Source organism: Thermus sp. NEB1569 (assembly GCF_022385295.1).
Classification (GTDB): Bacteria; Deinococcota; Deinococci; order Deinococcales; family Thermaceae; genus Thermus; species Thermus scotoductus.
In genome coordinates this window covers 861,089-887,817 of record NZ_CP092445.1, presented here as the reverse complement: position 1 = coordinate 887,817, position 26,729 = coordinate 861,089, and the positions used below count along the sequence as shown (strand labels likewise).

General features: G+C 66.3%; 26 protein-coding genes. 16 read left to right on the top strand and 10 right to left on the bottom strand.

Annotated elements, in window-relative coordinates; genetic code table 11:
- Positions 1-9: 9 nt before the first annotated feature.
- A complete protein-coding gene (locus MI302_RS05310; protein WP_015716814.1) occupies positions 10-2,592 on the bottom strand; it encodes a hypothetical protein in 2,583 nt (860 codons plus the stop codon).
- Positions 2,593-2,668: 76 nt separating this feature from the next.
- Between MI302_RS05310 and MI302_RS05305 the strand changes: the two genes are divergently transcribed.
- Genes MI302_RS05305 through MI302_RS05255 form a run of 11 tightly spaced genes read left to right on the top strand, consistent with a single transcriptional unit; the run spans position 2,669 to position 12,226 of the window.
- Positions 2,669-3,676 (top strand): 3-oxoacyl-ACP synthase, encoded by a 1,008-nt coding sequence (locus MI302_RS05305; protein WP_015716813.1) that lies wholly within the window; start codon positions 2,669-2,671, stop codon positions 3,674-3,676.
- Complete coding sequence (locus tag MI302_RS05300) at positions 3,669-5,147, top strand: class I adenylate-forming enzyme family protein (protein WP_015716812.1); 1,479 nt, start codon at positions 3,669-3,671, stop codon at positions 5,145-5,147. Before MI302_RS05305 ends, MI302_RS05300 begins: the two co-directional genes overlap by 8 nt.
- The gene (locus tag MI302_RS05295; RefSeq protein WP_239726414.1) at positions 5,134-5,907 is read left to right on the top strand and encodes an alpha/beta fold hydrolase; all 774 of its coding nucleotides are present in this window, start codon (positions 5,134-5,136) and stop codon (positions 5,905-5,907) included. Before MI302_RS05300 ends, MI302_RS05295 begins: the two co-directional genes overlap by 14 nt.
- Complete coding sequence (locus MI302_RS05290) at positions 5,900-6,631, top strand: alpha/beta fold hydrolase (protein WP_015716810.1); 732 nt, start codon at positions 5,900-5,902, stop codon at positions 6,629-6,631. The genes MI302_RS05295 and MI302_RS05290 overlap by 8 nt, the downstream gene beginning before the upstream one ends.
- The gene (locus MI302_RS05285; RefSeq protein WP_015716809.1) at positions 6,628-7,053 is read left to right on the top strand and encodes a MaoC family dehydratase; all 426 of its coding nucleotides are present in this window, start codon (positions 6,628-6,630) and stop codon (positions 7,051-7,053) included. Before MI302_RS05290 ends, MI302_RS05285 begins: the two co-directional genes overlap by 4 nt.
- A gap of 16 nt (positions 7,054-7,069) precedes the next feature.
- The gene (locus MI302_RS05280) at positions 7,070-8,245 is read left to right on the top strand and encodes an ABC transporter substrate-binding protein (protein ID WP_239726413.1); all 1,176 of its coding nucleotides are present in this window, start codon (positions 7,070-7,072) and stop codon (positions 8,243-8,245) included.
- 18 nt (positions 8,246-8,263) lie between these two features.
- Complete coding sequence (locus MI302_RS05275) at positions 8,264-9,121, top strand: branched-chain amino acid ABC transporter permease (RefSeq protein ID WP_239726412.1); 858 nt, start codon at positions 8,264-8,266, stop codon at positions 9,119-9,121.
- Positions 9,118-10,035 (top strand): branched-chain amino acid ABC transporter permease, encoded by a 918-nt coding sequence (locus MI302_RS05270; RefSeq protein WP_239726411.1) that lies wholly within the window; start codon positions 9,118-9,120, stop codon positions 10,033-10,035. The genes MI302_RS05275 and MI302_RS05270 overlap by 4 nt, the downstream gene beginning before the upstream one ends.
- Positions 10,028-10,753, top strand: a complete 726-nt coding sequence (locus MI302_RS05265; protein WP_054392383.1) for an ABC transporter ATP-binding protein — start codon at positions 10,028-10,030, stop codon at positions 10,751-10,753. The genes MI302_RS05270 and MI302_RS05265 overlap by 8 nt, the downstream gene beginning before the upstream one ends.
- Positions 10,750-11,454, top strand: a complete 705-nt coding sequence (locus MI302_RS05260; RefSeq protein ID WP_239726410.1) for an ABC transporter ATP-binding protein — start codon at positions 10,750-10,752, stop codon at positions 11,452-11,454. The genes MI302_RS05265 and MI302_RS05260 overlap by 4 nt, the downstream gene beginning before the upstream one ends.
- Before the next feature lie 22 nt (positions 11,455-11,476).
- A complete protein-coding gene (locus MI302_RS05255) occupies positions 11,477-12,226 on the top strand; it encodes a 3-hydroxybutyrate dehydrogenase (protein ID WP_015716803.1) in 750 nt (249 codons plus the stop codon).
- Here the strand turns inward: MI302_RS05255 and MI302_RS05250 are convergent.
- From MI302_RS05250 to MI302_RS05225, 6 genes are all read right to left on the bottom strand, one after another.
- Positions 12,223-13,256 (bottom strand): IS630 family transposase gene (locus MI302_RS05250; protein ID WP_239726409.1). Its coding sequence is split into 2 segments (ribosomal slippage): positions 12,223-12,767 and positions 12,767-13,256, totalling 1,035 coding nucleotides; the frame shifts between segments, so codons are not numbered across the junction. The two genes, MI302_RS05255 and MI302_RS05250, sit on opposite strands and share 4 nt — an antisense overlap.
- Positions 13,257-13,280: 24 nt before the next feature.
- Positions 13,281-14,114, bottom strand: a complete 834-nt coding sequence (locus MI302_RS05245; RefSeq protein ID WP_239726408.1) for a CoA transferase — start codon at positions 14,112-14,114, stop codon at positions 13,281-13,283.
- Positions 14,086-14,817, bottom strand: a complete 732-nt coding sequence (locus MI302_RS05240) for a 3-hydroxyacyl-CoA dehydrogenase (protein WP_015716801.1) — start codon at positions 14,815-14,817, stop codon at positions 14,086-14,088. The genes MI302_RS05245 and MI302_RS05240 overlap by 29 nt, the downstream gene beginning before the upstream one ends.
- Before the next feature lie 9 nt (positions 14,818-14,826).
- Complete coding sequence (locus MI302_RS05235) at positions 14,827-15,981, bottom strand: thiolase family protein (RefSeq protein WP_015716800.1); 1,155 nt, start codon at positions 15,979-15,981, stop codon at positions 14,827-14,829.
- Positions 15,966-17,084 carry an acyl-CoA dehydrogenase family protein gene (locus tag MI302_RS05230; protein WP_239726407.1) on the bottom strand — a complete coding sequence of 373 codons (1,119 nt, stop codon included), beginning with the start codon at positions 17,082-17,084 and terminating at the stop codon, positions 15,966-15,968. Before MI302_RS05230 ends, MI302_RS05235 begins: the two co-directional genes overlap by 16 nt.
- A gap of 51 nt (positions 17,085-17,135) precedes the next feature.
- Positions 17,136-18,059 carry a GGDEF domain-containing protein gene (locus tag MI302_RS05225; protein WP_015716798.1) on the bottom strand — a complete coding sequence of 308 codons (924 nt, stop codon included), beginning with the start codon at positions 18,057-18,059 and terminating at the stop codon, positions 17,136-17,138.
- Positions 18,060-18,125: 66 nt separating this feature from the next.
- Between MI302_RS05225 and lepA the strand changes: the two genes are divergently transcribed.
- Positions 18,126-19,952 carry a translation elongation factor 4 gene (lepA, locus tag MI302_RS05220; RefSeq protein ID WP_239726406.1) on the top strand — a complete coding sequence of 609 codons (1,827 nt, stop codon included), beginning with the start codon at positions 18,126-18,128 and terminating at the stop codon, positions 19,950-19,952.
- Positions 19,942-20,925: a sensor histidine kinase KdpD gene (locus MI302_RS05215; RefSeq protein WP_015716796.1), complete on the top strand. Its 984-nt coding sequence runs from the start codon at positions 19,942-19,944 to the stop codon at positions 20,923-20,925. Before lepA ends, MI302_RS05215 begins: the two co-directional genes overlap by 11 nt.
- On the opposite strand, the gene sdaAB is transcribed toward MI302_RS05215, so the two are convergent.
- Complete coding sequence (sdaAB, locus tag MI302_RS05210) at positions 20,922-21,584, bottom strand: L-serine ammonia-lyase, iron-sulfur-dependent subunit beta (RefSeq protein WP_015716795.1); 663 nt, start codon at positions 21,582-21,584, stop codon at positions 20,922-20,924. The genes MI302_RS05215 and sdaAB overlap by 4 nt on opposite strands.
- 17 nt (positions 21,585-21,601) lie before the next feature.
- Between sdaAB and MI302_RS05205 the strand changes: the two genes are divergently transcribed.
- From MI302_RS05205 to MI302_RS05195, 3 genes are read left to right on the top strand one after another with little or no spacing between them, the layout of a single operon-like run.
- A complete protein-coding gene (locus MI302_RS05205) occupies positions 21,602-23,533 on the top strand; it encodes a hypothetical protein (protein WP_239726405.1) in 1,932 nt (643 codons plus the stop codon).
- The gene (locus MI302_RS05200) at positions 23,530-24,381 is read left to right on the top strand and encodes a dihydrodipicolinate synthase family protein (protein WP_239726404.1); all 852 of its coding nucleotides are present in this window, start codon (positions 23,530-23,532) and stop codon (positions 24,379-24,381) included. Before MI302_RS05205 ends, MI302_RS05200 begins: the two co-directional genes overlap by 4 nt.
- The gene (locus tag MI302_RS05195) at positions 24,369-25,037 is read left to right on the top strand and encodes a hypothetical protein (RefSeq protein WP_239726403.1); all 669 of its coding nucleotides are present in this window, start codon (positions 24,369-24,371) and stop codon (positions 25,035-25,037) included. The genes MI302_RS05200 and MI302_RS05195 overlap by 13 nt, the downstream gene beginning before the upstream one ends.
- Here the strand turns inward: MI302_RS05195 and cdd are convergent.
- Entirely contained in the window at positions 25,034-25,402 is a 369-nt protein-coding gene (cdd, locus tag MI302_RS05190; protein ID WP_239726402.1) for a cytidine deaminase, read from the bottom strand. The genes MI302_RS05195 and cdd overlap by 4 nt on opposite strands.
- Positions 25,389-26,714 (bottom strand): hemolysin family protein, encoded by a 1,326-nt coding sequence (locus MI302_RS05185; protein ID WP_239726401.1) that lies wholly within the window; start codon positions 26,712-26,714, stop codon positions 25,389-25,391. The genes cdd and MI302_RS05185 overlap by 14 nt, the downstream gene beginning before the upstream one ends.
- Positions 26,715-26,729 lie beyond the last annotated feature (15 nt).

The window sequence follows — 26,729 nt, the reverse complement described above, 5'->3', positions numbered from 1 at the left end:
GGGTGGGCCTTACGCCTTAAGACCCAGCTCCTCCAGAGCCCGCTGCCGAAGGCGGAGGGCCTCTTCCTGGGCGGGGGTGCCGCAAAGCCTCTTCAGGACCTCCTCATCCAGGGGATCCAGGCGCAAGGCCAAAAGCCAGTCCTCGAGCCTAGGGCTTTGCAAAAGCTCTCTCCGCCGCTCCTCCAGGTAAGCCCTGGAAACCTCATCCAGAAAAGGATGGTCCAGCCCCAGGTAAGGTGGGGCGAGGGGTGCCTTGGGATCCTCCAGGTCCAGGTATAGCTCCGGCGCCTGGCGGAAAAGGCCATAGGGCTTCTGGCGCAGGAAGTAGGGCCTGGCCCCTCTGGGCCGGTCGGGCTCCAGGGCGTTGACCACCTCCCACCACAGCACCCGAAACTCCCCAGGGGAAACCGACAGGGCCTCGAGGAGATCCTCCTTCTCCCATTGGGTGGCCACCAGAAGGGCCAAAAGAAGCCGGGCCTTATCCCGGCGGAACCGCACAAGTCGTCCCTCCACCCGCACCTCAAATCCCCCGAGGACCCGTATCTCCACCCGCACCCCGGGATGGTAGGGAACGGGAAGGCGGCCAAGCCGCCAAAGGGCCCGGCGTACCCGGGAAACCGGGGGTGAGAAAAGCGTCCGGTGGGCCAGGAAGGGGTAAACCCGCAAAAGGTCTTCCCATCCATCCCCAAAGGGGTAAGCCTCGGCCAAAGCCTGAAGGAAGGGGTCCAAAAGGGGCAGGGTGGGCAAGGAAAAAACCTCGCCCCGCCGAAGCCAAGCCACCGCCGCCATAAGGGTGAGGAAGCCTTCCACCCAAAGATCCCCGGCGGTCCGGGCCAGGCGAACCATTTCCCTGTAGGCCTTCTCATCCCCCAGGGCAGCCAGACCCCCCAGGGCTTCCACCCTAAGCCGCGCTGGACCCCCTTCCGCCATGGCCAAGGCGGCCTGGTAGGCCGCCTTGGCCTCCTCTAAGCGTTCCAAAACCAGAAGGGCATGCCCCCTCCTGGCCTGAGCCAGGCTCATGCCGAAAGGACTCCCCAGCACCTCAGCCTCCCAAAGCCCCCGCTCCGCCCACCGGAGGCCCTCCTCCGCATCCCCTGCCACGCACTCCAAAAGTGACCGGAGAAGGGTACCCTCCCGATGGTTCTGCGGCGGCCGGTGCAGGCCGGGGTCCTCGCTTTCCCTAAGGCGGGCCAGGGCCTCTTTGGGCCTCCCCTGCCTAAGGAGAAGCCTTGACCCGGAGAACCCCAAGGCTTCCGCCTCCGCTACCCGGCCCTCGTTGAGAAGATTCTCCGCCAGGAGAAGCCTGGCTTCCGCTGGAAACAACCTCGAGGCCTCCTCCAGGTAAGGACGTCCTCGAGCAGGTTCCACGGTGTCCAGGAACAGCCGGGCCAGACCCAAGTAGGCCCGGGTCTCCCCCGCCCTAAGGGCCTTCTGGTAAGCGGCCTCCGCTTCCTGGTAGCGCCCAGCCTGGCGCAAGGCCTCAGCCTCCAACAGGTCGAGGGCGCGCCGCCCTTGGCGCAAGGCTTCCGGTAGGTGGGCCAAAAGGCGCAACACGGTGTAGGTGAGACCGCGCGCCAACCAGGAAAATCCCTCCTGCACCAGGAGATCCGCCACGTGGCCAAGTCTTCCCGCCTCCAGGAGGAACCCGGCTGCCCGGATCCCCTCCCCGCGGTCCAAGGCCTCCTCCGCCGCCTTGGTGAGGAGCCCCCGGGCTTCCGCCTCGGGAAGGAGGGTTTTCAAGGCACTGCGCACCAGGGGATGGAACCAGAGCTTGCCCTCCCGCCTCTCCAGAAGCAGGTCTTCGGCATAGGGCAAGAGGGCTTGGCCTTCCGCCTCCGGGACCTCCCCCAAAAGGGCCAGCCTCGAGGCCTCCCGCAGAACTTCCTCGGGAAGGCCATAGGCCAGGTAAGCCAATAGCCCCTCGGCGCTTTCCAGCGCCAGCTCCGGCTTCAGGCCCCGGCGCATGGCCAACAGGACCACCCGTAGGCCCAGGGGCCATCCCCTCACCAGGGAAAGGGCTCGCTCCACTTCAAAGGCAGGAAGTTCCGGGGCCAGCGCCTTGGCAAGCTGGCAGGCCTCCTCGGGATCAAAGGCCAGCTCCCGCTCGGAAAGTACCGTGAGGAAGGCAAAGGGTGTGGCCTTCCGTGAGAGGAGCAAGAGCCTTAGGCCGGGAAGCCGGACCAGGCCCTGCACCACTTTGAGCACCCCAGGGCTTTCCGCCCGGTGGACCTCATCCAGCACCAGGAGGTGGAAACCCAAGGGCTCCAGGGCACCCAAAAGGGCCTCCAAAGCCCTGGGCCAAGCCCCTGCCTCCAAAAGCTCCGCCACCCTCTGAAGCTCGGCCCGGCCTTGGTAGGCAGCCAGAAGGTGCCACAGGAAAACCGCAGGGTCCTTGGCCTCCTCCGCCAGGGCCACGTAGACCCCGGAAAACTCCGAGGCCAGGCTAGTCTTCCCGTACCCCGCCCCCGCCGCCAGGACCACCCCGGGGCTTTGGCGAAAGGCCTCCTCCACTTGGCGCCGAGGACGGTCCCGCCGCACCTCCTTGGCCGTGCGAGGGGGCAGGAGCCTCGAGGCGGGCACCGGGTAGGGCACGGCCTTATTCTGACCCAAGCCTTGGGGAAAGGGTGTGTAACGGGTGTGTAACGCCCCAGCGCTAGCCTAGGGGTAGATGTACCTGCGAAGCCTTGGGGTTTACCTGCCGAAAGCGCGCATGGGGGCGGAGGAGGTGGCGGCCCTTTCCGGCCTTCCCGTTGAGGTGGTGCGGGAGAAGCTGGGCCTGAGGGAGAAGCCTGTCCCCGGGCCCGAAGACCACCCGGCGGAGATGGCCGCCTGGGCCGCGGAGGAGGCGTTGAAACTAGCGGGCTTCCCCGCGGAGAGGCTGGATTGGATCCTCTCCATGGTGGAGGAGCACAAGGACTACCCCGTCTGGGCCACAGCCCCCTACCTGGCCAAACGGGTGGGGGCCCAGGGGGCAAGGGGCCTGGACCTCAACCAGAAGTGCGCCACCTTCCTCGGGGCTTTGGAGGTGGCCCGCGGCCTCTTCGCCACCCGGAAGGAGGTGGGGGCGGTCCTGGTGGCCGGGGGGTACCGCAACGGGGACCTGGTGGACTACCAAGACCCCCACACCCGCTTCCTCTACGACCTGGCCGCAGGCGGGGCCGCCGCCCTCCTCACCCGGGAGGGGCCGGGGCTAAGGCTTTTGGGCCTGGCCCACCGCATGGACCCCGAGCTGGCCCTGGCGGTGAAGGTGCCCGTGGGGGGGACCCGGGCCCCCCTCACCCCGGGCAACCTGGGGGAGTTTCGCCTTCGGGTGGAAGACCCCGAGGGGATGAAGGCGAGGCTGGACGCCACCTCCATCCCCACCTTCCTTTCCGTGATCCGCGAGGCCCTGGAGGAAGCGGGGTACGGGGAGGCGGACCTGGACTACCTGGCCCTCCTCCACATGAAGCGCTCCGCCCACCAGAAGGTCCTCCAGGGCCTGGGCCTTGCCGAGAGCCAGTCCATCTACCTCGAGGACTACGGCCACCTGGGCCAGCTGGACCCCATCCTCTCCCTGAAGCTCGCCTGGCGGGAGGGAAGGCTGAAGGAGGGGAGCCTCGTGGCCCTGGCGGCGGCGGGGGTGGGGTACTTCTACGGGGCCGCGGTCCTCAGGCTGGAAGGGGGGCTTTATGCTTGAGCTCAACTGGCTGGGATGCCTTGCCGCCTACCATCCAAGGCGCCAGGCGGTCTGGTTCCGTGGGGCATGGCTGACCTACGCCGAGCTTTACCAAAGGGCGCAAAGGGCCGCCGGAACCCTCCGGGACCTGGGGGTGGGTAAAGGGGACCGGGTGGGTCTTCTCGCCTGGAACCACCCGGCGTACCTGGACCTCCTCTTCGCCGGTCCCCTCCTCGGGCACATCCTCACCCCCTTCAACCACCGCCTCAGCCTTCCCGAGCTCCAGGCCCTTTACGCCTATACCGAGCCCCGGGCGCTCTTCTATGGGGAGGGCTTCCAGGAAATCGCCCAGGCCCTGGATCCTAGGGCCCTGCCCCTCGAGGTCCTCCTCGAGGGGGCGGAAATGGAGGAAGCCGCCCGGGTAGGGCTGGAAGACCCCGCCCTCCTCCTCTTCACCGGAGGCACCACCGGCCTGCCCAAAGGCGCCTTGATCCCCTACCGCCAGCTCCTGGTTAACGCCGTCCAGACCGCCTTCTCCTGGGGACTTTCCCGGGAAGATCGGTACATCCTGGCCACCCCCATGTTCCACGCCGCCTTGAACGCCCTGGCCACTCCCCTCCTCTACCTGGGCGGGAGCGTGGTGATCCAGGAGCGTTTCCGGCCCGAGGAGTACCTGGACCTCGCCCTGACCCACCGCCCCACCCTCCTCTTCCTGGTACCCACCATGTTCCAGATGCTCCTGGAAACCCCGGGCTTCGCCGAAGCCGATCTCTCCTGCGTGCGTTTCGCCATCTCCGGCGGGGCCCCTTGTCCGGCCCCGGTCCGGGAAGCCTTTCGCAGGAAGGGCGTCCGCTTCAAGCAGGGGTACGGCCTCACCGAATGCGGGGTGAACTGCTTCACCCTGGAGCTGGAGGAAGCGGAGGCGTATCCCGAAAGCGTGGGCCGGCCCATGCCCCACCTGAAGGCCCGGCTGGTGCGGGAGGATGGTCAGGAGGCCAAGGCAGGGGAAACCGGAGAACTTTGGCTTTCGGGAAGCGTGGTCATGAAAGGGTATTTCCGCCGCCCCGAGGAGAACGCCAAGGTCTTTGTCCACGATGGGGAAAGGCTCTGGCTCAGGAGCGGGGACCTGGCCTTTCAGGATGAGGGGGGGCGTTTCTACATCGTGGGACGCAGGAAGGAGATGTTCATTTCCGGAGGGGAAAACGTCTACCCCGTGGAGGTGGAGCGGGTCTTATACGACCACCCGGCGGTGCGGGAGGCAGCGGTGGTGGGCGTGCCGGATCCCAAGTGGGGCGAGGTGGGGGCGGCTTTCGTGGTCCTTAAGGAACCCCTGGAGGCGGAAGCCCTCCGCGCCTTCCTCCGGCAGCGGCTGGCGGGGTACAAAGTACCCAAGCACATCGTCTTCTTGCCGGAGCTACCCAAGTCCGGGCCCGGGAAGGTGCAGAAGGAGGCCCTCAAAAGGATGTGGGAGGCGGAACATGGCCAGGCTTAGGTACCGCGTGGAGGGAGAGGGGCCAAAGGTGGTGCTCCTCAACGGGCTCTTCCAACGCCTGGAAAGCTGGGACCCCGTGGTACCCCTCCTTAGGGGCTACACCCTCCTCCGCTACGACATGCGGGGCCAGGGGGAAAGCGAGGCCCCCGAGGGCCTCTACACCCCAAAGGTGCACGCTCAAGATCTCCTTGCCCTCTTGCAGGAACTGGGCTGGGAAGAGGCCTTCTTGGTAGGTCTTTCCAACGGGGGCATCGTGGCCCTGCAGGCCGCCCTCATGGCTCCTACACGCTTCCGGGGCTTGGTCCTGGCCTGCACCACCCCTTACCTGGACCCCGCCCTAAGGGCCAAGGTGGAAAGCTGGCTCCACGCCCTAAGGGCTGGGGGGACCCCCTTGCGGCTTAGGGTGGCCCTGCCCTGGATCTTCGGGGCCCGGTTCTTGAACGGCCACCCCGAGCTCCTAGGGGAAGAGGGGCTGAGGGCCCTCCAGGCCCAAGCCCCCACGGAGGCCGCCCAGGAGAGGCTTCTCCTGGGGTTTTTGGGCCTTAAGGACCTGAGGCCGGCCCTTAAGGGGCTTGGCCTTCCCGCCCTGGTCCTTTACGGGGAAGAGGACCTCCTTTTCCCCCGGCCCTATGCCCTGGCCCTGGCGGAGGCCTTGGGGGCCCGGCTCCAGGCCCTGCCCACGGGGCACGCCGCCCCCCTCGAGGACCCCCGGGCCTTTGCCCAAGCGGTTCGGAGCTTTTTGGAGGGAGTGTATGCTTAGCTATCTGGAAGGAGGAAAAGGCCTTCCCGTAGTCCTTGTCCACGGTAACTTCGCCTGCAAGGAGTGGTGGCGGGGTCTTCTGGAGGAACCGTCCCCGGGGGCCCGCCTCTTGGCCCCGGATCTCCCGGGGTTTGGGGAGAGCCCCTTGCCCCCGGGCTTCGTCCCCTCCATCCCCGCCTACGCCGAGGCCCTACGGGCCTTCCTCAAGGAGCACCAGGCGGAAGAGGCCATCCTGGTGGGGCACTCCTTGGGGGGGGCGGTGGCCATGGAGGCCGCCACGGCCCAAACCCGGGGGCTCGTCCTCCTCAACTCGGCTCCCCCCTCAGGCCTTCAAACCCCGGAGGCCTACTACCCCATCCTGGAGAGCTTCCGCCACAACCGGGAGGCCCTGGCCCAGGCCCTGGCCGGCATGGCCCCCACCCACCGTCCCCCCTGGTTTGGGGAACTGGTGGAAAAGGCCCAGGGCATGCACCCTGGCCACTTCAGCGGCAACGCCCGGGCCCTGGCCGCCTGGCGGCTTACCCGGGCCTACCCGGGGCCGGTGCTCGTGATCTACGGGGCCTTGGACCCCTTGGTCACCCGGGCCATGGCCGAGGAGACCGCGGCCTTCTTCCCCAAGGGGAGGCTCCTCGTCCTGGAGGGGGTAGGCCACTCCCTGAACCTGGAGGACCCCAAGCGGCTTTCGGGGATCCTCGAGGCCTTCCTGAAGGAGGTGGGAGGATGAGGTTCCAGGTAGGGGACCGGGCGAGCTACACCCAGACCATCTCCGAGGCCCACGTGGCCCTCTTCGTGGGGGCGGTGGGGGACACCAACCCCCTGCACGTGGACGAAGGCTATGCCCAAGGGAGCCGCTTTGGCCGGCGCATCGCCCAGGGCATCCTGGTGGCGGGCCTCATCTCCACGGTGATCGGCACCAAGCTCCCAGGCACCGGGGCCATCTACCTCTCCCAGACCCTGCGCTTCCTTAAACCCACCTACCTGGGGGACACCATCACCGCCACCGCCATCGTCAAGGCGGTGCGGGAGAGGGAGAAGGGTGGCCTGGTCCTCACCCTGGATACCTTCTGCGAAAACCAGCAGGGGGAGAGGGTTATCGAGGGTGAGGCGGTGGTGCTCTACGAGGAACCTACGGGCGCAAGGCCCTAGGGAAAGGAGGTAAGGGATGCGAAAGGTGTTGGGATTTCTGGCTCTCGTGACAGGTCTGGCCTTTGCCCAGACCTCCCTGAAGGTGGGGGTCATCCTCCCCCTCTCCGGGGCTTCGGCGGTTTCGGGCAAGGCGGCGCTGAACGGCATCCAGCTGGCTGCCGACGAGGTGAACACCGCCGGCAAGGTCCGGTTGGAGCTGGTGGTGGTGGACGACGGCACCGATGCGGCCAAAGCCGTCCCTGCCTTCACCAAGCTCATGACCGTGGACAAGGTGGACATCGTGATCGGAGGCCTGGCCAGCGGGGTCACCTTCGCCCTCTCCGGCCCCGTGAAGCAGTACGGGCCCCTCTTCCTGGTCATCGGCGCCGCCAGCTCAGTAGTGGAGCAGGCCTTTGAAGGATATCCCCTCTTTTTCCACTACCACCCCTGGGACTACCATAACGTGGCCGCCGCCCTGCAGTTCTTCCAGTACCTGAACCGGGAACACGGAGCCAGGAAGGTTGCCATCCTTTACGAGGATGGACCCTTTGGTTCCGCAGGCATCGGGGTCTACAAACAGCAACTGGAAAAGCTGGGCTACCAGGTACAGGCGGAACCCTTCAAGGCAGGGAGTGGGCAGTTTACCGCAATCCTTACCCGCTTCCGGGCCTTTGCTCCCGACATCCTCTGTTGGATCGGCTACGATGTAGACGCTCTGCCCATCGCCACCCAGGCAAGGCAGGTGGGGCTAAGGCCCAAGCTCATCTACGGCGCTCCCCCCTCCTGGCCCATCGGTTTCGAAAAGAACCCGCTTTCCAATGACATCGCCGGCATGACCGCCTGGTTGCCCACGGTGGCCAACCCCGAGTCCCGTCGCTTCGTGGACGCCTACCGCAAGAAGTACGGGGAGGTGACGGAGGAATACATGGCCCCCATGGGCTACACCATTGTCAAGAGCCTGGCCCTGGCGGCGGAAAAGGCAGGTAGCGCCGACAAGAACCGCATCGCCAAGGCCCTAGCCAGCCTCAAGATGAACACCCCCTTCGGCCCTCTATCCTTTAAGCCCTCGGACACGGGCCGCACCAAGTACCAGGGGTTTGGTCCGGAGATCTGGTTCCAGTTCCAGTACCTGCAGGGAAGCCGCCGGCCCGTGTTCCCCAAGGAAGTGGCCACAAGGCCCTTGCGTTATCCCGGGGAGTACTACCTCAGATAAGGAGTTGGCGGGAAGACCATGGAGCTCCTGCTGCAAACCCTCCTGAACGGCCTCCTCATGAGCGGGATCTACGCCTTGGTGGCCACGGGATTAGCCCTCTCCTTGGGGGTGGTGGGGATCGTTAACTTCGCCCACGGGGAGTTTTTGATGATGGGGGCCTTCCTCTCCTACCTCCTCTTTGCCTTCCGGGGGGTGGACCCCCTCCTCTCCTTGGGCCTCGCCTTCCTGGCCGCCTTCCTGGTGGGGGCCCTCACCTACTACGGCCTCATCCGCCCCGTCCTCCAAGCCCCGGAGCTCAACCAGATGCTCCTCACCTTCGGGCTTTCCATCCTCCTGCAGAACCTGGCCCTTCTCCTCTTCGGGGCGGACACCCGGGTGGTGGCCCCCCCCTACCAAGGGGCGGCCTTTCACCTGGGGCCTTTCTTCGTGGGGGCGGTACCCCTCGGGGCCTTCCTTCTCTCCCTGGCCCTCCTCCTCGGCCTCCACGCCTTCCTCACCCGGGTTCCCCTGGGGCTGGCCATGCGGGCCGTGGCCCAAAACCGCCTGGCCCCCGGGCTTCTGGGGATTGAGGCGGAAAGGGTCTACCTCCTGGCCTTCGGCCTGGCCGCTTCCTTGGCCGGTATAGCTGGGGTCATGCTCTCGGTGATGCTGTACGCCAGCCCCACCGTGGGCTTCGCCTTTACCCTCAAATCCTTCGCCATCGTGGCCCTGGCCGGGCTTGGCAACCTCAAGGGGGTGGTGCCCGCCAGCTTTGTCCTGGCCCTGGCCGAGGCCTTGGTGAGCACCTATCTACCGGGAGGGGGAGGGCTCGTGGAGGCGGTCTTCTTTTTGGTGCTCTTCCTCGCCCTGGTGGCCCGGGCCTGGAGGGAAGCATGAAGGGTTTCGGCCACCTTAGCCTGATCCTCCTCTTCCTGCTCTTCTTCGTCCTGCTACCCTACCTTCCCTTAGGAATCTGGCGGGCCTTCCTCCTGGATGCCGGGCTCTTCGTCCTCCTCTACACCGCCCTCGCCCTCTCCTGGGACCTGGTCGCCCGCACCGGGCAGCTCTCCCTGGCCCACGGGGCCTTCTTCGGGCTCGGGGCCTATGGGGCCGGGCTCTTGGTCCCCCACCTGGGCACCCTCCCCGGACTGGTCCTGGGGAGCCTCCTCGCCGGGCTTGGGGCCCTGGTCTTGGGCTCCGTGACCTTAAGGCTCCACGGCCTCTACTTCGCCATCGCCAGCCTCGCCTTCAGCGAAGTGCTCCGCACCCTGGCCCTGAAGCTCCCCTTCACCGGGGGGCCCATCGGCCTCCCCGTGCCCCCGCCCTTCGGGGGAGCCTCCCCCTGGGCGGCCTACTACCTGGCCCTGGCCGTCTTCCTCCTCGCCCTGGCCTTAAGCCTTTGGGCCGAGTGGAGCCCATTCCGCCTCGCCCAGGCGGCTACCCGGCAGTCGGAGGCGGTGGCCCGGGTCCTGGGCGTGCGGGTGGTGCGGGTAAAACTCTGGTCCTTGTTTTTGGGAAGCGTGGTGGCCGGGCTCGCTGGCGGCGTCTATGGGATGAAAACCCTCTTCCTCTCCCCTTATGACGCCTTCAGCCTGGCAAGAGCCGTGGAAGCCCTGGTTATCCCCATCTTCGGTGGGCTTTACACCACCTTGGGGCCCCTGCTGGGCGGCGTGGCCTTGGTAAGCCTCGAGCAGGCCCTTAGGCTTTGGATCCAGGAGGGATACCTGGTGGTCTACGGGGCCATTCTCATCCTGGTCATCCTCTTCCTGCCCCGCGGACTGGTGGGAATCCTGGGGAGGCGCCGTGGGTAAGGTTCTGGAAGTCATAAGGGTGAGCAAACGCTTCCTGGGGCTACAGGCCCTTAAGGAGGTGAGCCTTCACCTGGAGGAAGGGGAGATCCTGGCGGTCATCGGCCCCAACGGGGCCGGAAAAAGCACCCTCTTGAACCTTCTTTCAGGCCTACTAAGGCCTGACTCGGGCCGGATTCTATTCCAAGGACAGGATATCACCCATCTCCCTCCGGAGGCCCGCACCCACCTGGGCCTCGGACGGGCCTTCCAGATCGTGCAGCCCCTCCCCGAGCTCACCGTGCGGGAGAACCTGCTGGTGGGGGCGCGCTTTGGCAAACCCCAGGTGCGGCAGAAGGAGGCGGAAGCCTGGGTGGAGGAGGTGCTGCGCCTCACGGGATTGGAGCGCCGGGCGGAGGCTTTGGCCGGGGAGCTCACCCTTCTAGAGGACAAGCGGCTCGAGCTGGCCCGGGCCCTGGCCACCCGGCCCAGGGTGCTCCTCCTGGATGAGGTCATGGCGGGCTTGCGCCCCAAGGAAGCCGAAGAAGCCGTGGCCCTGGTGCGGCGGATCCGCGACGCCGGGGTCAGCATCCTGTTCATCGAGCACCTCATGCCCGTGGTGCGCGCTTTGGCCGACCGGGTGGTGGTCCTGGACTACGGCGAGGTGATCGCCGAGGGAACCTACGAGAAGGTAGCCCAGGACCAGAGGGTACGAGAAGCCTACCTGGGGAGGGGAGCATGAAGCTCAGGATAGAGGGCCTGGAAACCGGCTATGGCAAGGCCCAGGTGCTCTTCGGCATGGACCTCGAGGTGCGCGAAGGGGAACTGGTGGCCCTCCTAGGAGCCAACGGGGCGGGCAAGACCACCCTGCTCCGGACCATTTCCGGCCTGATCCGCCCCTGGCGGGGCAGGATCCTTTGGGATGGGCGGGACCTCGGGGGTCTTTCCCCCGCCAAAAGAGCCAGGCTGGGGCTCGGCCACGTGCCCGAGGGCAGGCAGCTCTTTCCCCTGATGACCGTGGAGGAAAACCTCCGCCTGGGAGCAGCCTTCCTGGTCCCTGGCCGGGAAAAAGAGGGTTTTGAGCGGGTCTACGCCCTCTTTCCCCGGCTTGCAGAGCGAAGGAGGCAGCTTGCCGGCACCCTGTCCGGCGGGGAACAGCAAATGCTGGCCATCGCCCGCGCTCTCATGGGCTTCCCGAGAATCCTTCTGGTAGACGAGCCCTCCTTAGGCCTGGCACCCCGGCTGGCCGAGGAGGTGCTCAGGACCCTCAACCGGGTGGCGGAGGAGGGAGTGGGGATTTTGCTGGTGGAACAGAATGTAGCCCTTTCCCTGGAGGTGGCGGTCAGGGCCTATGTGGTGGAACACGGGCGCATCGTGCTCCACGGCCCAGCCCGTGCGGTGCTGGAGGACCCCCGGATACGGGAGGCTTACCTGAGCCTGTAAGCTTTGGTTTGAGGAAATACCCATGGAGAACACCAAAACCGTGCTGATCACCGGTGCAGCAAGCGGCATCGGTCTAGCCCTGACCCGGGCCTTCGCCCAGGAGGGAGCCAGGGTCCTGGTCCACGATCTCCAAGATGCCTCGGCCTTGGCTAAGGAGCTCGGCGGGATCTTCCTGCAGGCGGACCTGGCCGATCCCAAAGCCGTGGAGGAACTCGGGAAGCAAGCGGCCCAGTACGGCGTGGACATCCTGGTGAACAACGCAGGCTTCCAGCACATCGACCCGGTGGAGGAGTTTCCCCTGGAAACCTGGCAAAGGATGATCCAGGTGATGCTCACCGCCCCTTTCCAGCTCATCAAGGCCCTTCTCCCGGGAATGAAGGCCAAGGGCTGGGGGCGGATCCTCAACATCGCCAGCATCCACGGCCTGGTGGCCAGCCCCTACAAGTCCGCCTACATCTCCGCCAAGCACGGCCTCTTGGGCCTCACCAAGACCGTGGCCCTCGAGGCAGGTCCCTATGGCATCACCGTGAACGCCATCGCCCCCGCCTACGTGCGCACCCCCCTGGTGGAGAACCAGATTGCCGACCAAGCCCGCACCCTTTCCCTCCCTGAAAGCGAGGTGGTGGAAAAGGTCTTCCTAGCCCAAGCGGCCATCAAGCGCCTCATCGAACCCGAGGAGGTGGTGGCCTTGGCCCTCTTCCTGGCCTCGGAAAAGGCCGCGGCCATCACCGGGGCCGTCTTCCCCATCGACCTGGGCTGGACCGCCCGCTAAGTACCCTCCCCCAAGATTTTCAACTCCACACCCCCCAGGGCCTTGAGGGCCTGAACCACCGCCTCCCTAAGCTCCTCAACCCCCCCGTAGTGCCGCCGAGGCATCAAAAACCCCTTCACCCGCCGCCACACACCCTCCATGGGGTTCAAATGGGGACTGTACCGGGGCAGGTATCCCACCGTAAGCCCCCGCTCCCTCCACGCCCCCTTCCTCCCCTCCATCCCCCGCGACCGGTGAAAGGACGCATTGTCCATGAACACCCTCAAAGGCCTGGTCAAACCTCCCGCCACCCCGTCCAGGTACCCCCGCACCACCTCCCACCGCACCGGCCCCTCCAAAACGGCAAAGTACAGCCGCTCCCCCTCTCTCCCCCGCACCAGGTGCCCCACCACGTTCACCCGCCCGCGGGAACCCCAGGCCCGGGGCACCCCCCTGGCCTCCCCCCTCCGACTCCAGGAGTAGGTGGGAGGAAGGGTCAGGGAAAACCCGCTCTCGTCCAGGTATCCCACCTCCATCCCCCCCTCCCGCGCCCCCTTTTTGCCTCCTCTTCCTCCGCCGCAAAGGCCTTCATCTCCTCCTCCGTGGGTCTTCCCAAAGGCACGTACCGCGTCCGCTTCCACACGTACCCCATGGCCCTGAGGTGCCGGGAGATCACCTTGGGGGCCAGGCGGACCCCGAAGCGCTCGGCCAGGGCTGCCGCAAGCTGCGGGGCCGTCCAGGTTCTATCCTCGGCCAGCCTTTCCTCCAGGAAGGCGGCCATCTGTGGGGTGAACTTCCTGGGGGCTCCTGGGGGTTTGCGGTAGGCGAGGCCCGGGAGGCCCTGTTCCAGGAAGCGCCTGAGGACGAGGTAGACGGTGGAGCGGTCTTTGTGGAAGTGGCGGGCGATTCTTGGGGCGGTCCAGCCCTCGGCGGCCAGGCGGACCATGGCGGCCCAGAGGCGGGTTTTCTTGTGGGTCTTCGGGTCCAGGGAGAGTTCCAGCAGGAGCCGGTCCTCCTCAGGGGTCAGCTGGATCTGAAGAGGGGCTGCCATGTTGACATGATAAGGGGTTGGCACTTAGCCCCGCACCGCCCGCAGGGGAATCCCCTTCTCCTGGGCCCAGGCCTCCCATTCCCGAGCGGTCCTCCCTTGGAAGAAGGCCAGGAGCCGCTCGTAAGGTGGAAGGCCGGGTCTAGCCGGATCGAAAGCCGAGGGAAGAAGCTCCATAAGGCCCGACTCCTCGCAAAACCGGGCCCAGAAATGGGGCTCCAAAGCCGCCAGGGCCACCTCCCCCTCCCGGGTGGGGTAAATCCCATAGCACAGGACGGAGCCATCCAGGAAGGGAATGGGGGGATAGGCCATGGCCTTCACCGCCTCGGAGAGGGCCACCTCGTATACCCCACCCCCAAGAAGCAGCCCCTTCAAGGCCGTAAGGGCCAAGGCATAGGCCCCGGCCAGGTCGGCGAACTGGAAGGAGCTCCAGGGAAAGCGCCCGAGAAGCCCAGCCTCCGCCAGGTAGGTGAGGTCGTGGCCGGGGTCTGGGGCATCCGGGTAGCCCCGAAGCCGGGCATAGACCAAGCGGGGGTTGATCCCCAGGAGCACCTCAGGCCCGAGGCCCAGCCGCTCCATGACCCCGGGGCGGTTGGCCTCGAGGAGGATGGCGGCCTCGGGAACCAAGACCAGGAAACGTTCCCGATCCTCCCTCCTCTTCAGGTCCAGGGTCAGGATCTCCTTTTTCCCGTTCAAGAAGCGGTAGGCCTCCAGGGCCCAGTCCCTGAGGGGGTCCCCTCGAGGGGGCTCCACCTTGAGGACGGGAAAGCCCAGATCCGCAAGGAGCTTGCCCGCCAAGGGCCCGGGAAGAAGCCGGGTGAGATCCAGAACCCTACCTGGGGGCCATGCGCAAGGCACCATCCAGGCGGATCACCTCCCCGTTCAGCATGGGGTTTTCCAGGATGTGGAGGACCAATAGGGCGTACTCCTCCGGCCGGCCCAGGCGCCTGGGAAAGGGCACCTGTTCGGCCAGCGAGGCCTTGGCCTTTTCAGGAAGCCCCTGAAGGAGGGGGGTATCGAAGAGGCCCGGGGCGATGGTCACCACCCGGATGCCCCAGTCCGCAAGCTCCCGGGCCACGGGGAGGGTGAGGCCCACCACGCCCCCCTTGCTGGCCGCGTAGGCCGCCTGGCCCACCTGGCCCTCAAAAGCCGCCACGCTGGCGGTGTTCACCACCACCCCCCGCTGCCCCTCGGCATCGGGAGGGTTCTCCCGCATGGCCCAAGCCGCAAGGCGCAAGACGTTAAAGGTGCCGATAAGGTTCACCTCCACCACCTTGCGGAAACCTTCCAGGTCGTGGGGGCCTTCGCGCCCCAGAACCTTGCGGGCCAAACCGATGCCCGCGGCATTGACCACCGCGAAAAGGGGAGCCTGGGAGGCCGCAAGCTCCACCGCTCGCTTAGCATCCTCCTCCCGGGTCACATCCCCTTCCAGGTAATCCAGGCCCGGATCCTCTCCCCGCCTGAGGTCCAAGACCACCACCCTGTAGCCCCTATCCCTTAAGGCCAAGGCCGTAGCCCTTCCCAACCCCGAGGCCCCACCCGTCACCAAAGCGCTTCTTTCCATGGTCCACCCCTAGACCCTCTGGATGATGGTGGCCGTGGCCTGCCCGTGGCCGATGCACATCACCTGGAGGCCAAACTCCCCCCCGGTGCGCTCCAGCTCGTAAAGAAGCTTGGTCATGAGGATGGCCCCCGTGGCCCCCAAGGGGTGCCCGTGGGCGATGGCCCCGCCGTTGGGATTCACCCTTTCCGGGTCGGGGCCAAACTCCCGCAGGAAGGCCAGAACCACGCTGGCGAAGGCCTCGTTGATCTCGATGACGTCCAGGTCCCTAAGGGAAAGCCCCGCCTTCTCCAGGGCCTTTTTGGTGGCGGGGATCACCTCCAATAGTTGCAGGGTGGGATCCCCCGCCACCACCACCCGGGCAAGGAAACGGGCCCGGGGGCGGAGGCCCAAGGCCAAGGCCTTTTCCCTATCCCCCAGGAGCAGGGCCGCCGCCCCGTCGGAAACCTGGCTGGAGTTGCCGGCGGTCACCACCCCGTCCTCCCGGAAGACGGGCTTCAAGGCCAGCATCCGCTCGTAGTCCACGTCGAAACGCACCCCTTCGTCGCGGTCCAGCAGGAAGGGCCTTCCCTCCCCATCCACCCCCTCCAGGGGAAGGATCTGGCTACGGAAGCGCCCCTCCTGGATGGCCCGGGCCGCCCGCCTGTGGGAGAGATAGCCCCACTCGTCCAGCTCCTCCCGGCAGAGGCCATACTTCTTTGCGATGCGCTCCGCGCTTTCCCCTTGGTGGACGAGCTCGTACCGCTGAAAAAGCGCCGGATTCAAGGTGTGGAAGCCTCCCCCGATATCGGAGAACATGGGGGATCGGGTCATGCTCTCCACCCCGCCGGCAATGGCAAAGTCCAGGTCGCCGGCAGCGATGGCCTGGGCGGCGAAGTGCACAGCCTGCTGGCTGGAGCCGCACATGCGGTTCAGGCTTACCGCGGGAACCTCCTGGGGTAGGCGGGAAAGGAGGACGGCAAGCCGTCCTATGTTGGCCCCCTGTTCCCCGGTTTGGGTCACACAACCCGTGACCACATCCCCGATGAATCCGGGGTCGATACCCGTCCGCTCCAGGAGGGCGTCCAAGACCTGGGCGTAAAGGGCATCGGGCCGCCACTCCCGCAAGGCTCCATTCCTCTTGCCGATGGGGGTGCGAACCGCCTCGAGGATCACGGGCTCTCCCATATCCGCCTCCTTACCAGCTCCCGCAGGATGATGAGCCTTTGGATCTCGGAGGTTCCCTCATAGATCTGGAGCACCTTGGCATCGCGGTACAGCTTGGCCAAGGGATACTCCTCGCTGTAGCCGTTTCCGCCAAAGACCTGGAGGGCCTCCGACACCCCCCGCACGGCGGCGTCGGCGGCGAAGGCCTTGGCTGTGGCTGCCTCCAAGGCGTTCTCCTCGCCTCGTTCCGCCAGTTCGGCGGCCTTCAAGGTGAGGAGGCGGGCGGCCTCCAGATCCATGTGCATCTCCGCCAGCTTAAACCCCACCCCCTGGTGCTCCAGAAGAGGCCTGCCGAAAGCCTCCCGCATGACAGCGTAGGCCAGGGCCTCGTCCAAGGCCCTCCGCAATAGCCCCACCGCCAAGGCCGCCACCATGGGCCGGGAGCGGTTGAACACCCGCATGGCCAGGGCAAATCCCTGCCGGGTGATCAAGCTCTCCTCGGGCACCAGGACGCCGTCCAGGTACACCTCCGCCGCCGGGGAAGCCTTCTGCCCCAGCTTGGGCAAAGGAGGCCCCACCTCCACCCCCGTCCCCCGCTCCACCAGAAAGGCGGCGATCCCCTCCCGGCCCTCCGCCACCTTGGCAAAGACCACGAAAAAGGAGGCCTCCGGGGCATGGCTGATCCAGGTTTTGCGTCCGTGGAGGCGGTATCCGCCCGGCACCCTTTCCGCCTGGGTGCGGATGGCGGCCGCATCCGAGCCCGCGTGGGACTCGGTAAGGGCGTAGGAGGCCACCTCCTCCCTGAGCCGGGGTAGAAAGCTTCGGGCGTGGGCACTTCCCGAGAGGAGAAGGGCATCCGCCACCAGGTTGTTGAGGAGCAAGGCCGCCGCCACCCCGGTGCAGGCGTAGGCCAGTTCCTCGGCCACCAGGACCAGGCTCCTGGGCCCAAGCCCGGCCCCGCCCAGCTCCTCCGGGACCACCAGTACCGGAAAACCAAGCCCTGCCGCCTCCCGAAACAGGGGCCAGGGAAACCGGGCATCCTGGTCCAGATGCCTGGCCTGGGGCAGGATGCGCTCCCGGGCAAAGCGCTGGGCCAGCTCCCGAACGGATTTCTCCAGGTCCACGGGAACCCTCGGCAAAAGTTTACCCGGTCCAAAACCCCGGGGCAAGGGGCCTCATCTCCCCTTCTTCCGGTACAGGAGCCCATCGGCCGCCTCGAGGGCCTGCACCAGCTCCTTTCCCTCCACCTGGCTGAAGCCCACGGAAACCGAGGGGAAACGGGCATGGACCCGCGCCTCCAGGGAGGCTCCATCCCTTAAGCCCAGGTGCAGGCCCACGAACTCGTCCCCGCCCACCCGGTAAAGGGCATCCCCTTCCCGGGTCTCCTCCCGCAGGACCCTGGCGAAGCGGACCAGATGGGCATCCCCCGCCTTATGCCCCTCCCGGTCGTTCACCGCCTTCAGGTCGTCCAGGTCCCAGAGGGAAAGGACCAGGGAAAGCCCCTCCCGGGCGGCCAGGGCCTGGAGCCGGGGAAACTCCCGCTCCAGGGAGCGGCGGTTGGCCAGGCCCGTGAGGGGGTCGGTGAGGGCCTCGCTCTGGATGAGGCTTTGCAAAGCCTGAAGGCGACGGATCATGGCCGCCACGCTGAGGCCCGCTATGCTGGCCAAAAGCCCCCCCGCCGCCACCAGAAACGGGGTTTCCTCCTGGGGCCAGGGGGCGAGGAGGACATAGGCCAAGGCCAGCCAAAGCCCGGGCCAGCCAGCAAAGGCGGCAAAGGCGTAGGCGCCTACGGTAAAGAAGGCCATGACCCCAAGCCGCCAATCCTCCCCGGAAAGCCCCGTGACCGCCGCCTCCGGTGAGGCCACCAGGCTCATGAGGGCAGTGAATAGGGCCACCCCCAGGTGCAGGGCCACGGCCAGGCGCCCCATGCCCGTGACCCTGCCCAGGATGTAGGCCACGGGAAGGCTTAACCAGTATAGAAGCGTGGCAGCGTACATCACCCGGCCCCCATAAAGCACCACCACCGGGATCCACACCAAAGGAATCAGGGCCAGGCGCCAGTACAGGCGGACCAGCCCCGGCCAGATCTCAGGGGACATGCCGCATTCTACCCGGACCGTCCAAACCACCAGGCGAGCTTGACTTTGCCCCCTCCACCCTGGACGATGAGAAGGATGGATGACAAGCGCATCCGCAACTTCTCCATCATCGCCCATGTGGACCACGGGAAGTCCACCCTGGCCGACCGCATCCTGCAGCTGACCCATGCGGTGAGCGAGCGGGAGATGCGGGAGCAGTTTCTGGACTCCCTGGAGCTGGAGCGCGAGCGGGGCATCACCATCAAGGCCAGCGCCGTGCGGGTGGAGTACCGGGCCAAGGACGGGGAAACCTATATCTTCAACCTGATCGACACCCCGGGCCACGTGGACTTCACCTACGAGGTATCCCGGGCCTTGGCGGCAGTGGAAGGAGTCCTTCTGGTGGTGGACGCCAGCCAAGGAGTGGAGGCGGAAACCCTGGCCAAGTTCTACATGGCCCTGGAACACGGCCATGTGATGATCCCCGTCATCAACAAGATCGACCTTCCCAACGCCAGGCCCCTGGAGGTAGCCCTCGAGGTGGAGGAGGTGCTGGGCCTTCCCGCCGACGAGGCCATCTTCGCCTCGGGGAAGACGGGGGAAGGCGTGGGGGAGATCCTCGAGGCCATCGTAAAGCGCATCCCACCCCCCAAGGGCGACCCGGAAGCTCCCCTTAAGGCCCTCATCTTCGACTCCCTTTACGACGCCTACCAGGGGGTCATCCCCTACCTCCGCCTCTTTGAGGGCCGGGTGCGCCCGGGGGACCGGATTCGCATCTACTCCACCGGCAAGGAGTTCACCGTGGACAAGGTGGGGATCTTCACCCCCCAGGGGCTCATCCCCGTGGAGGAGCTCACCGCCGGGGAGGTGGGCTGGCTGGTGGCCGCCATCCGGGACATCCACGACGTGCAGGTGGGGGATACCATCACCCATGCCCATAGGCCCACCGAGGCCCCTTATCCTGGCTTCCGTCCCGCCAAGCCCGTGGTCTTCGCCGGGCTCTACCCGGTGGACTCCGGAGACTATAACAAGCTACGGGACGCCCTGGAAAAACTTAAGCTCAACGACGCCGCCCTTTCCTTTGAACCGGAAACCTCCACCGCCTTGGGCTTCGGTTTCCGCTGCGGCTTCCTGGGGCTTCTCCATGCGGAAATCGTGCAGGAGCGCCTGGAGCGGGAGTTCGGCCTGGAGCTCATCGCCACCGCCCCCAGCGTGGTCTACAGGGTGCGCCTGAAAAACGGGGAAGAGGTGGAGGTGCTAAACCCCGCCGACCTCCCCGACCCCACAAAGATCGAGGAGATCCTCGAGCCCTACGTGAAGCTCACCGTCTTTACCCCCGAGGAATACGTGGGGGCCATCATGCAACTCGTCCAGGAAAAACGGGGCCGTCTGGTGAACATGACCTACCTTCCCGGGGAAACCAAGCGGGTAGAGCTGGTCTACGAGGTGCCCTTTGCCGAGATCCTCTACGACTTCCACGACCGCCTGAAAAGCCTTTCCCGGGGCTACGCCTCCATGGACTACGAGCAGATCGGTTACCAGCCTGGGGACCTAGTCAAGGTCAACGTGCTGGTGCACGGGGAGCCCGTGGACGCCCTCACCTTCATCGCCCACCGGGACAAGGCCTACGCCATGGCCCGGGCCATCGTGGACAAGCTGGCGGAGGTCATCCCCCGTCAGCTTTTTGAGGTGCCCATCCAGGCGGCCATCGGGGGCAAGATCATCGCCCGGGCCACGGTGAAGGCCCTGCGCAAGGATGTGCTGGCCAAGTGCTACGGCGGGGATGTAACCCGGAAGAAGAAGCTTCTGGAAAAGCAAAAGGAGGGGAAGAAGCGGCTCAAGGCCATCGGCAAGGTGGAGGTGCCCCAGGAGGCCTTCCTGGCGGTGCTCTCGGCGGGGCGGGATGAGTCTTAGGGCAAGGCTCGCCCTGGTTATCGCCCTTCTGGCTTTTCTGCCCAACCTGGTCCTGGCCCTCACCCTGGGCCTCATGGGGGAGGGTCCCTGGCTGCCCTTGGTGCTTTGGCTTCTTCTCATCGCCCTGGTTTCTGGGGCGGTGGGGTACTTCCTGGCCCGAAGCCTCCTCAGGCCCCTCGAGGAGCTCACCCGCGCCCTGGCCTACCTCTCCGTCAAGGAGGGCCCGGTGAACGCGCTCAGGCTACCCGCCCCCAAGGAGCCTCCCCCCATGGAGATCACCCTGCTCCGCGCCCGCTTCGGGGAGCTTCTTCAACGCCTCCAGCGCCTTATGGAGGCCCGGGAAGCCTTCTACGGGGCCCTGGCCCACGACCTGAAAACCCCCCTGCTTTCCGCCATCCGGGCCCTGGAGTACCTGGAAAGGGCGGACCACCTGGGACGGGAGAAGCGGGTGGAACTCCTTCTGGCCTTGAGGGGGGAGCTCTTCCAGGCCCACCTTCTCGTGGAAAACCTCCTGGCCCTCTCCCGCCTGGAGGCCCGCACCCCCCAGCGGGAAACCCTGAACCTAAGGGCCTTGGCCGAGGATCTCCTTCTGCGTTACCGGGAGGAAGCGGGAAGGCGGGGGCTTGGCCTCACGGTGGAGGGGGTGGGTCTCGCCCGGGGGGAGCGGCTCCTTTTGGAAAGGGCCCTGGCCAACCTTCTGGACAACGCCCTGCGGCACGCCAAAACCCAGGTGCGCATCCGGGTGGAGGAAGGGGCCTTGCAGGTGGAGGACGACGGGGAAGGGCTTCCCCTGCCCCTGGAAGCCCTGGCCCAGCCCTTCCGCCAAGGAGGCCCGAACCGGGGAAGCGCGGGGCTTGGCCTCTACACCGCCAAGCGGGTGGCCGAGGCCCACGGGGGGAGGCTTCTGACCTGCAAAACCCCCTTGGGCGGGGCGTGTTTGCGCCTGGAACTCCCCTCGGCCAAGGAGCTTTAGTCCATAACCGGGGGGATCTGCCGCACCCAGAGGATGTAGGAGAGGTGCTCCAGGTACCTCAAGGGGACCTCGGGAAGGGGACGGTCCACCTCGAGGCTCATCATGGCCTCCCCGCCCCGCTTCTTGCGGCTCACCGTGAGGTAGGCGATATTCACCTCGTCATCGGCCAGGATGCGGGCCACCCGGGCCACCACCCCCGGGGTGTCCACGTTGCGGATCACCAGGGTGGGGGCGGCTCCGGTGATGCGCACCTCGAAGCCATCCAGGTCAAAGATGCGCACCAACCCGCCTCCCAGGGAGCTTCCCGTCACGGTGATGCGCTCCTTCTCCCCCTCCAGGACCATGCGCACGGTGTTGGGATGCACATCCCCTAGCTCCACTGCCTTGAAGGCCACCTCGAGGCCTTCCTTCTCCGCCAGGGAAAGGCTTTCCTTAAGCCTTTCGTCGTCGGGGGTAAAGCCCAAAACCCCCGCCACCAGGGCCAGGTGGGTGCCGTGGCCCTTTCCCGTCTTGGCAAAGGAGCCGTGCAGGCCAAACTCCACCCGCCTGGGCCTTTCCCCCAAAAGGTGCCGGGCCAGAAGGGCCAGGCGGCAAGCCCCGGCGGTGTGGCTGGAGGAAGGCCCCACCATCACCGGGCCGATCATGTCCAGTAGACCCATGCCTGTAGAATAACCCCATGCGCGCGTTCCTGACCCGGGCCATCGGCTTCCTCTTGGCCCTGGGACTCCCGGTTTTAGGCCAAAGCCTGGTGGTCCCGAAGGAAGTCCAGGCGGGAAGGTCCATGGTCCTGGAGGGGCGGGACCTGCCCGAGGGGCGCTTCCCCATGGTGCTGGAGGGTCCCGAGGGACAAGAAACCTTGGAGGTGGAGGCCCAGAAGGGAAGGTTCCAGCTGGAGCTACACCCCAAGGTCCCCGGGGAGTACCGCATCCGCCTTTCCCTGCCCGCCGGTGCCCTGGAAGCCCGCTTCATCGCCCTGGCTCCCGCCACCCCCGAGCTGACCCGGGAAGGGCTCAAGCTCCCCTGGGGCCTCCTGCCCCTACCCCCGGGGGGTTGGCTGGGACCTTTGGTCCAAGGGGATAAGGTGTACGTGGCCCAGGGGCTTTTGGTAGTTGAAACCAGCGCGAAGGAGAAAACCTTCTCCTTCCACTTTGCCCCGGCCCGCATCCTGGCCCTCAGGCCAGGCCCTGAAGCCCTCCTCGAGGGGGACTGGGTCCTGCCCATCCCCTTCCCCCGGGTGCCCTTTGAAGGCAAGGAGGAGGACCTAAAGGTCCTGGGCTCCCTCCTGGAAGCTCTCAACCCCCCAAAGCCCTGGCCCTACTATGCCTACTGGACCCTGGACCCCACCACCCTCACCCCGGAGGACCTCGAGGCCTACGGCCAGGACCTCCTGGCCCGGGGCCATAGGCCGGAACTCTTCTTCGGCCAACCGGGGGTGGCCCGCATGGCGGAGGCCTCCCGCCTTCTGCAGGAGAAGGACCCCGAAAAGGCCCTTCTCCTGGCCAAGGCCCTCCTCCGCTACACCCCTCTCTTCCCAGGTTCCTTGGCTTTTTTCCAAGGTACTGCCCAATACCTCGAGGCCCAAGGCCACCCTGCCCAGGCTCTGACCTTCTTCGAGGCGGGAAAGATCCTGCGCACCTGGCTTCCCCCCAGGCTTTCCCTGCTTCCCATGGCCCTCTGGACCCTGGGCCTGGCCTACCTGGGCCTCATGCTCTACCTCTTGCTCTACTACCTGCCCGCCCAGCTAAAGGACCTGAGGCCCATCGGTGGCTACCTGGGCGGGTTCTGGCGGCACCCCCTCCTGCGCCTTCGGCACCTTCACCTGGCCTACGCCAGCCTGGGGGAACGGGTGTTGGCCCTGGCCCTCTTCCTAGCCCTCAGCCTGGGCTTCCTCCTTCAGGGACTGGACGCCCAGGTGCGAAAAGAGCTTTTCGCCCCCCCCTTGGACCAAGGCACCCTCCGTACCCAAAAAGCCCAGGACTGGCTCCGCACCCTGCCCCCCACCCCCGAGGTCAAGGCCCTTCTGGGCTACGCCCTCCTTTCGGAGGCCCCCAAGGAGGCCCAAGGCCTCCTGCGGGAAGCCTCCTTACCCTTCGCCCTGGCCCTCAGGGGGGATGAGGCCTCCTTGGCCCAGGCTTACCGCCAGGCTCCCCTCGAGGGGCCCATCCGCACAGCCCTCCAACTGGGGCAGGATCCCTGGGGGGCCAGGGAGCCGGGTCCCACCCTGCGCACCCTCTACCTAACCCTCCTCCAGGTGGAGCTTGTGCGCCTTCAGGAAGATCCCTTCCGGAGATTCATGCAGCTGGATACCCCCCTCCCGGAAAGGCTAAGACCCTGGGTTTTCGCCGGCTTCTGGCTCCTTCTCCTCTACCATCTCCTCACCTTCCTGCTGCCGCGAAGGAGGACGCCTGTGCCCCCCCCCTGGGGCCTTCTGGTGCGGGTCTTGGTACCCGGAAGCCTCGGCTTCTCCAGTGGGTTCGGCCTGGCGCTCCTCCTCTTTGCCGCCTACGGGCTTTTAGCCCTCCTAAAGGGCCAGGGACCCTCTTTCCTAATCCTGGCCTATGGGCTTCACCTTCTTCTGCTGGTACTGGGTCTAAGGAGGCATTCATGATCCTTCCCCCCATCCCCACCCCATTTGACCGGGAGGGCCGCCTGGACACGGAGGCCTTTCGGGAACTGGCGGAAGCCCTGGAACCTCTGGTGGACGGGCTTCTCATCTACGGCTCCAACGGGGAAGGCGTCCACCTGACCCCGGAGGAACGGGCCAGGGGGCTTCGGGCCCTAAAACCCCGGAAGCCTTTCCTGGTGGGCCTCATGGAGGAAACCGTGCCCCAGGCGGAACGGGCCCTCCTCGAGGCCCAGGAAGCAGGCGCCATGGCCCTTCTGGCCACGCCTCCCCGCTACTACCACGCAAGCCTCGGCGAGGGGCTCGTGGCCTACTACAAAGCCCTGGCGGAAAGGATGCCCATCTTCCTCTACCACGTGCCCCAGAACACCAAGGTGGACCTGCCCCTTTCCGCGGTGGAAACCCTGGCCCAACACCCCGGGATCACGGGAATCAAGGACTCCAGCGGCGACCTGTCCCGCCTGGCCTTTTACCAAGCCCGCCTGAAGGACTTCCAAGTCTATACCGGCCACGCCCCCACCTTCCTGGGGGCTTTGGCCCTGGGAGCCGAAGGAGGCATCCTGGCGGCGGCCAACCTGGCCCCCAGGGCCTACCGGTCCCTCCTGGAGGCCTTCCGGACCGGCCGCCTAAGCGAAGCCCAGGCCCTGCAAAAACGGCTATTCCCCTTGGGGAACCTTCTTTCCAGGGGTGGGGTACCCCTCCTCAAGCAGGCCATGAGGCACCTGGGCCTACCCGCCGGTTACCCAAGGCCTCCCTATCCCCAGGAAAGCCCTATCTGGAAGGAGTTTCGGCCCGTCTTGGAAGCCCTCAAGGAGGAAGGATGGCTCCTGTGAGAATTCTTTTAGACCTCTTGACCCTGGGCCTTTTGGCCGCCTGCGCTCCCCAGACCCTGACCCCCGAGGCCCGCTTCCTGGGAGCCGAGCTGCGGGGCCTGGAAGTGAGCCCGGAACCCGCCCTCCTCCTGGGGGTAAGGGTGGAGTTCCAAAACCCCAACCCCTTCCCCCTGCCCCTGGCCACCTTTGGCACCCGGCTCAGGGTGGGGGAGGTGGCGGTGCCCCTGGACCTAACCCTACCCCCCGGAAGGAAGGAGGAGGTGCTCCTGGTACGGCTCACCCCCAAGGAGGCCTTGGCCACAGCCCAGGCCCTCCTCTCCCGGGAGGGGGTGGCGGTGGCCTTGGAAGGCCGCACCCTGGGCCAAAGCCTCACCTTCTTCCGCACCCGGCTGGCCTTCCCCCTGGAGCCCCCAAGGGTCCGCCGGGTGGGGGTGAACTTCTTCCTGGAAAACCCCAACCCCCTTCCCCTCAAGGTGGAAGGAAGCTTGGTCCTCCTGGGCCAAAGCTTCCGGGTACAGGTGGATCTGCCCGCCCGGGGCGAGGGCCGGCTTCAGGTGACGGGCTTCAGGCCAGGCTTGGAACGGGGCTCTGGAAGGCTGGAACTCACCCTCGAGGTCCCAGGCTTCCTCCGCCAAAGCCTCGTCCTTTCCCTCTAGAGCCTAAAGCCCCAGGGTAAGAGTTCCCCCAGGGTCTTCACCACATACCCCTCGGGACCATGCAACACCACCTCGGTTTCGGGGCTGCCAAACTCCAAGAGGACTTGGCGGCACCCCCCGCACGGGGGGATGGGCCCCTTGGGGCTATAGATGTGCACCCGGTCAATGCGCCTCTTCCCCGAAAGCACCATGGCGGCCACCGCATTCCGTTCCGCACACTGGGAAAGGGGGAAGGAGGCGTTTTCCACGTTGACCCCAAGGAAGCTTTCCCCTTCCGCCTCCACCATAGCCACCACGGGAAACCCGGAGTAAGGAGCGTAGGCCCGCTCCACATGGGCCTCGAGGATGGCCCTAACCCTCTCCATGCTCCACCAACCTCTCCACCCGCACCCTTTCTATCCGGCGCTGGTCGGCGCTTTCCACCACGAAGCGAAACCCCTGCCACTCCACGCTTTCCCCCACGCCGGGGATGCGGCCGAACTGCTCGTAGAGGAAGCCGGAAAGGGTGTCGTACTCTCCTTCGGGAAGCTCCACTCCCAAGACCTCGGAAACCTCGTCCACGGGGGTCTGGGCCTGGATGGAAAAGGAGCCGTCGGGAAGCCTGCGAATGGCCAGGTCCTCCGGCTCGTCGGTCTCGTCGTAGATCTCCCCCACGATCTCCTCCATCACGTCCTCCAAGGTGACCAGGCCCGCCGTGCCCCCGAACTCGTCCACCACGATGGCCATGTGCACCTTCCGCCGGCGTAGCTCCCTTAGGAGGGACCAGGCGTCCATGTTCTCGGGCACGAAGTAAGGGGGGTGGGCGATGGAGGCCACGGTGCGCCCCTTTAGGTCCTCCTCGCAGTAGTAGTCCAGGAGGTCCTGGGCGTAGGCCACGCCCACAATGTGGTCCACGCTTTCCTTGTAGACGGGAACCCGGCTGTAGCGGTGCTCGCGGAAGAGGTGGAGGAACTCCTCCAGGCTGGCCTCCGCCTCGATGGCCACCATCTCCACCCGGGGGGTCATGATCTCCCGCACCGGGGTTTCCTCCAGCTCCAGGATGGAGTGGATCATCTCCTCCTCTTGGGCCTCTATGATTCCGGACTCCTCCGCCCCCGCCAGGATGAGCTTGAGCTCTCGCTCGGACACCAGGGGGGTATCCCGGGGCTCCAGGCCCAGCACCCTCAAGAAGAAACCCGAAACCAGGCTGAAGAAGCGGCCCACCGGATAAAGCAGGATGGAAAAGAGATAGATGGGCCAGGCAGCTACCCGGGCCAAGGGTACGGCGTGATGAACAGCGATGGACTTGGGGGTGATCTCCCCGAAAAACAGGATGAGAAAGGTCATGAGCCCCGTGGCCAGGCCCACGCCGGCCGAGCCGAAGGCCCGGGTGGCCAGGTCCGTCACCAAAGCGGTGGCGGCGATGTTCACCAGGTTGTTCCCCACCAGGATGGTGGTGAGGAAACGGGTGATGTCCTGGGAGAGAAGCCGGAAGGGCCCCCCCTGGGTTTCCGCCAGCTCCCGCACCTTCCAGGGATATAGGGTGGTGAAGGCGGTTTCGCTGGCGGAGAAGAAGGCGGAAAGGGCCAAGAGAAGGACCAAAAGAAAGAGGTCCCCAGGGCTTGGGGCTTGGGACTGGGCCAGGGCTAGGGAACCGAAGGGCAGGAAGAAGAACCACCGACTGGGAGGTCTGTCCATATCACCTTTCGCCAT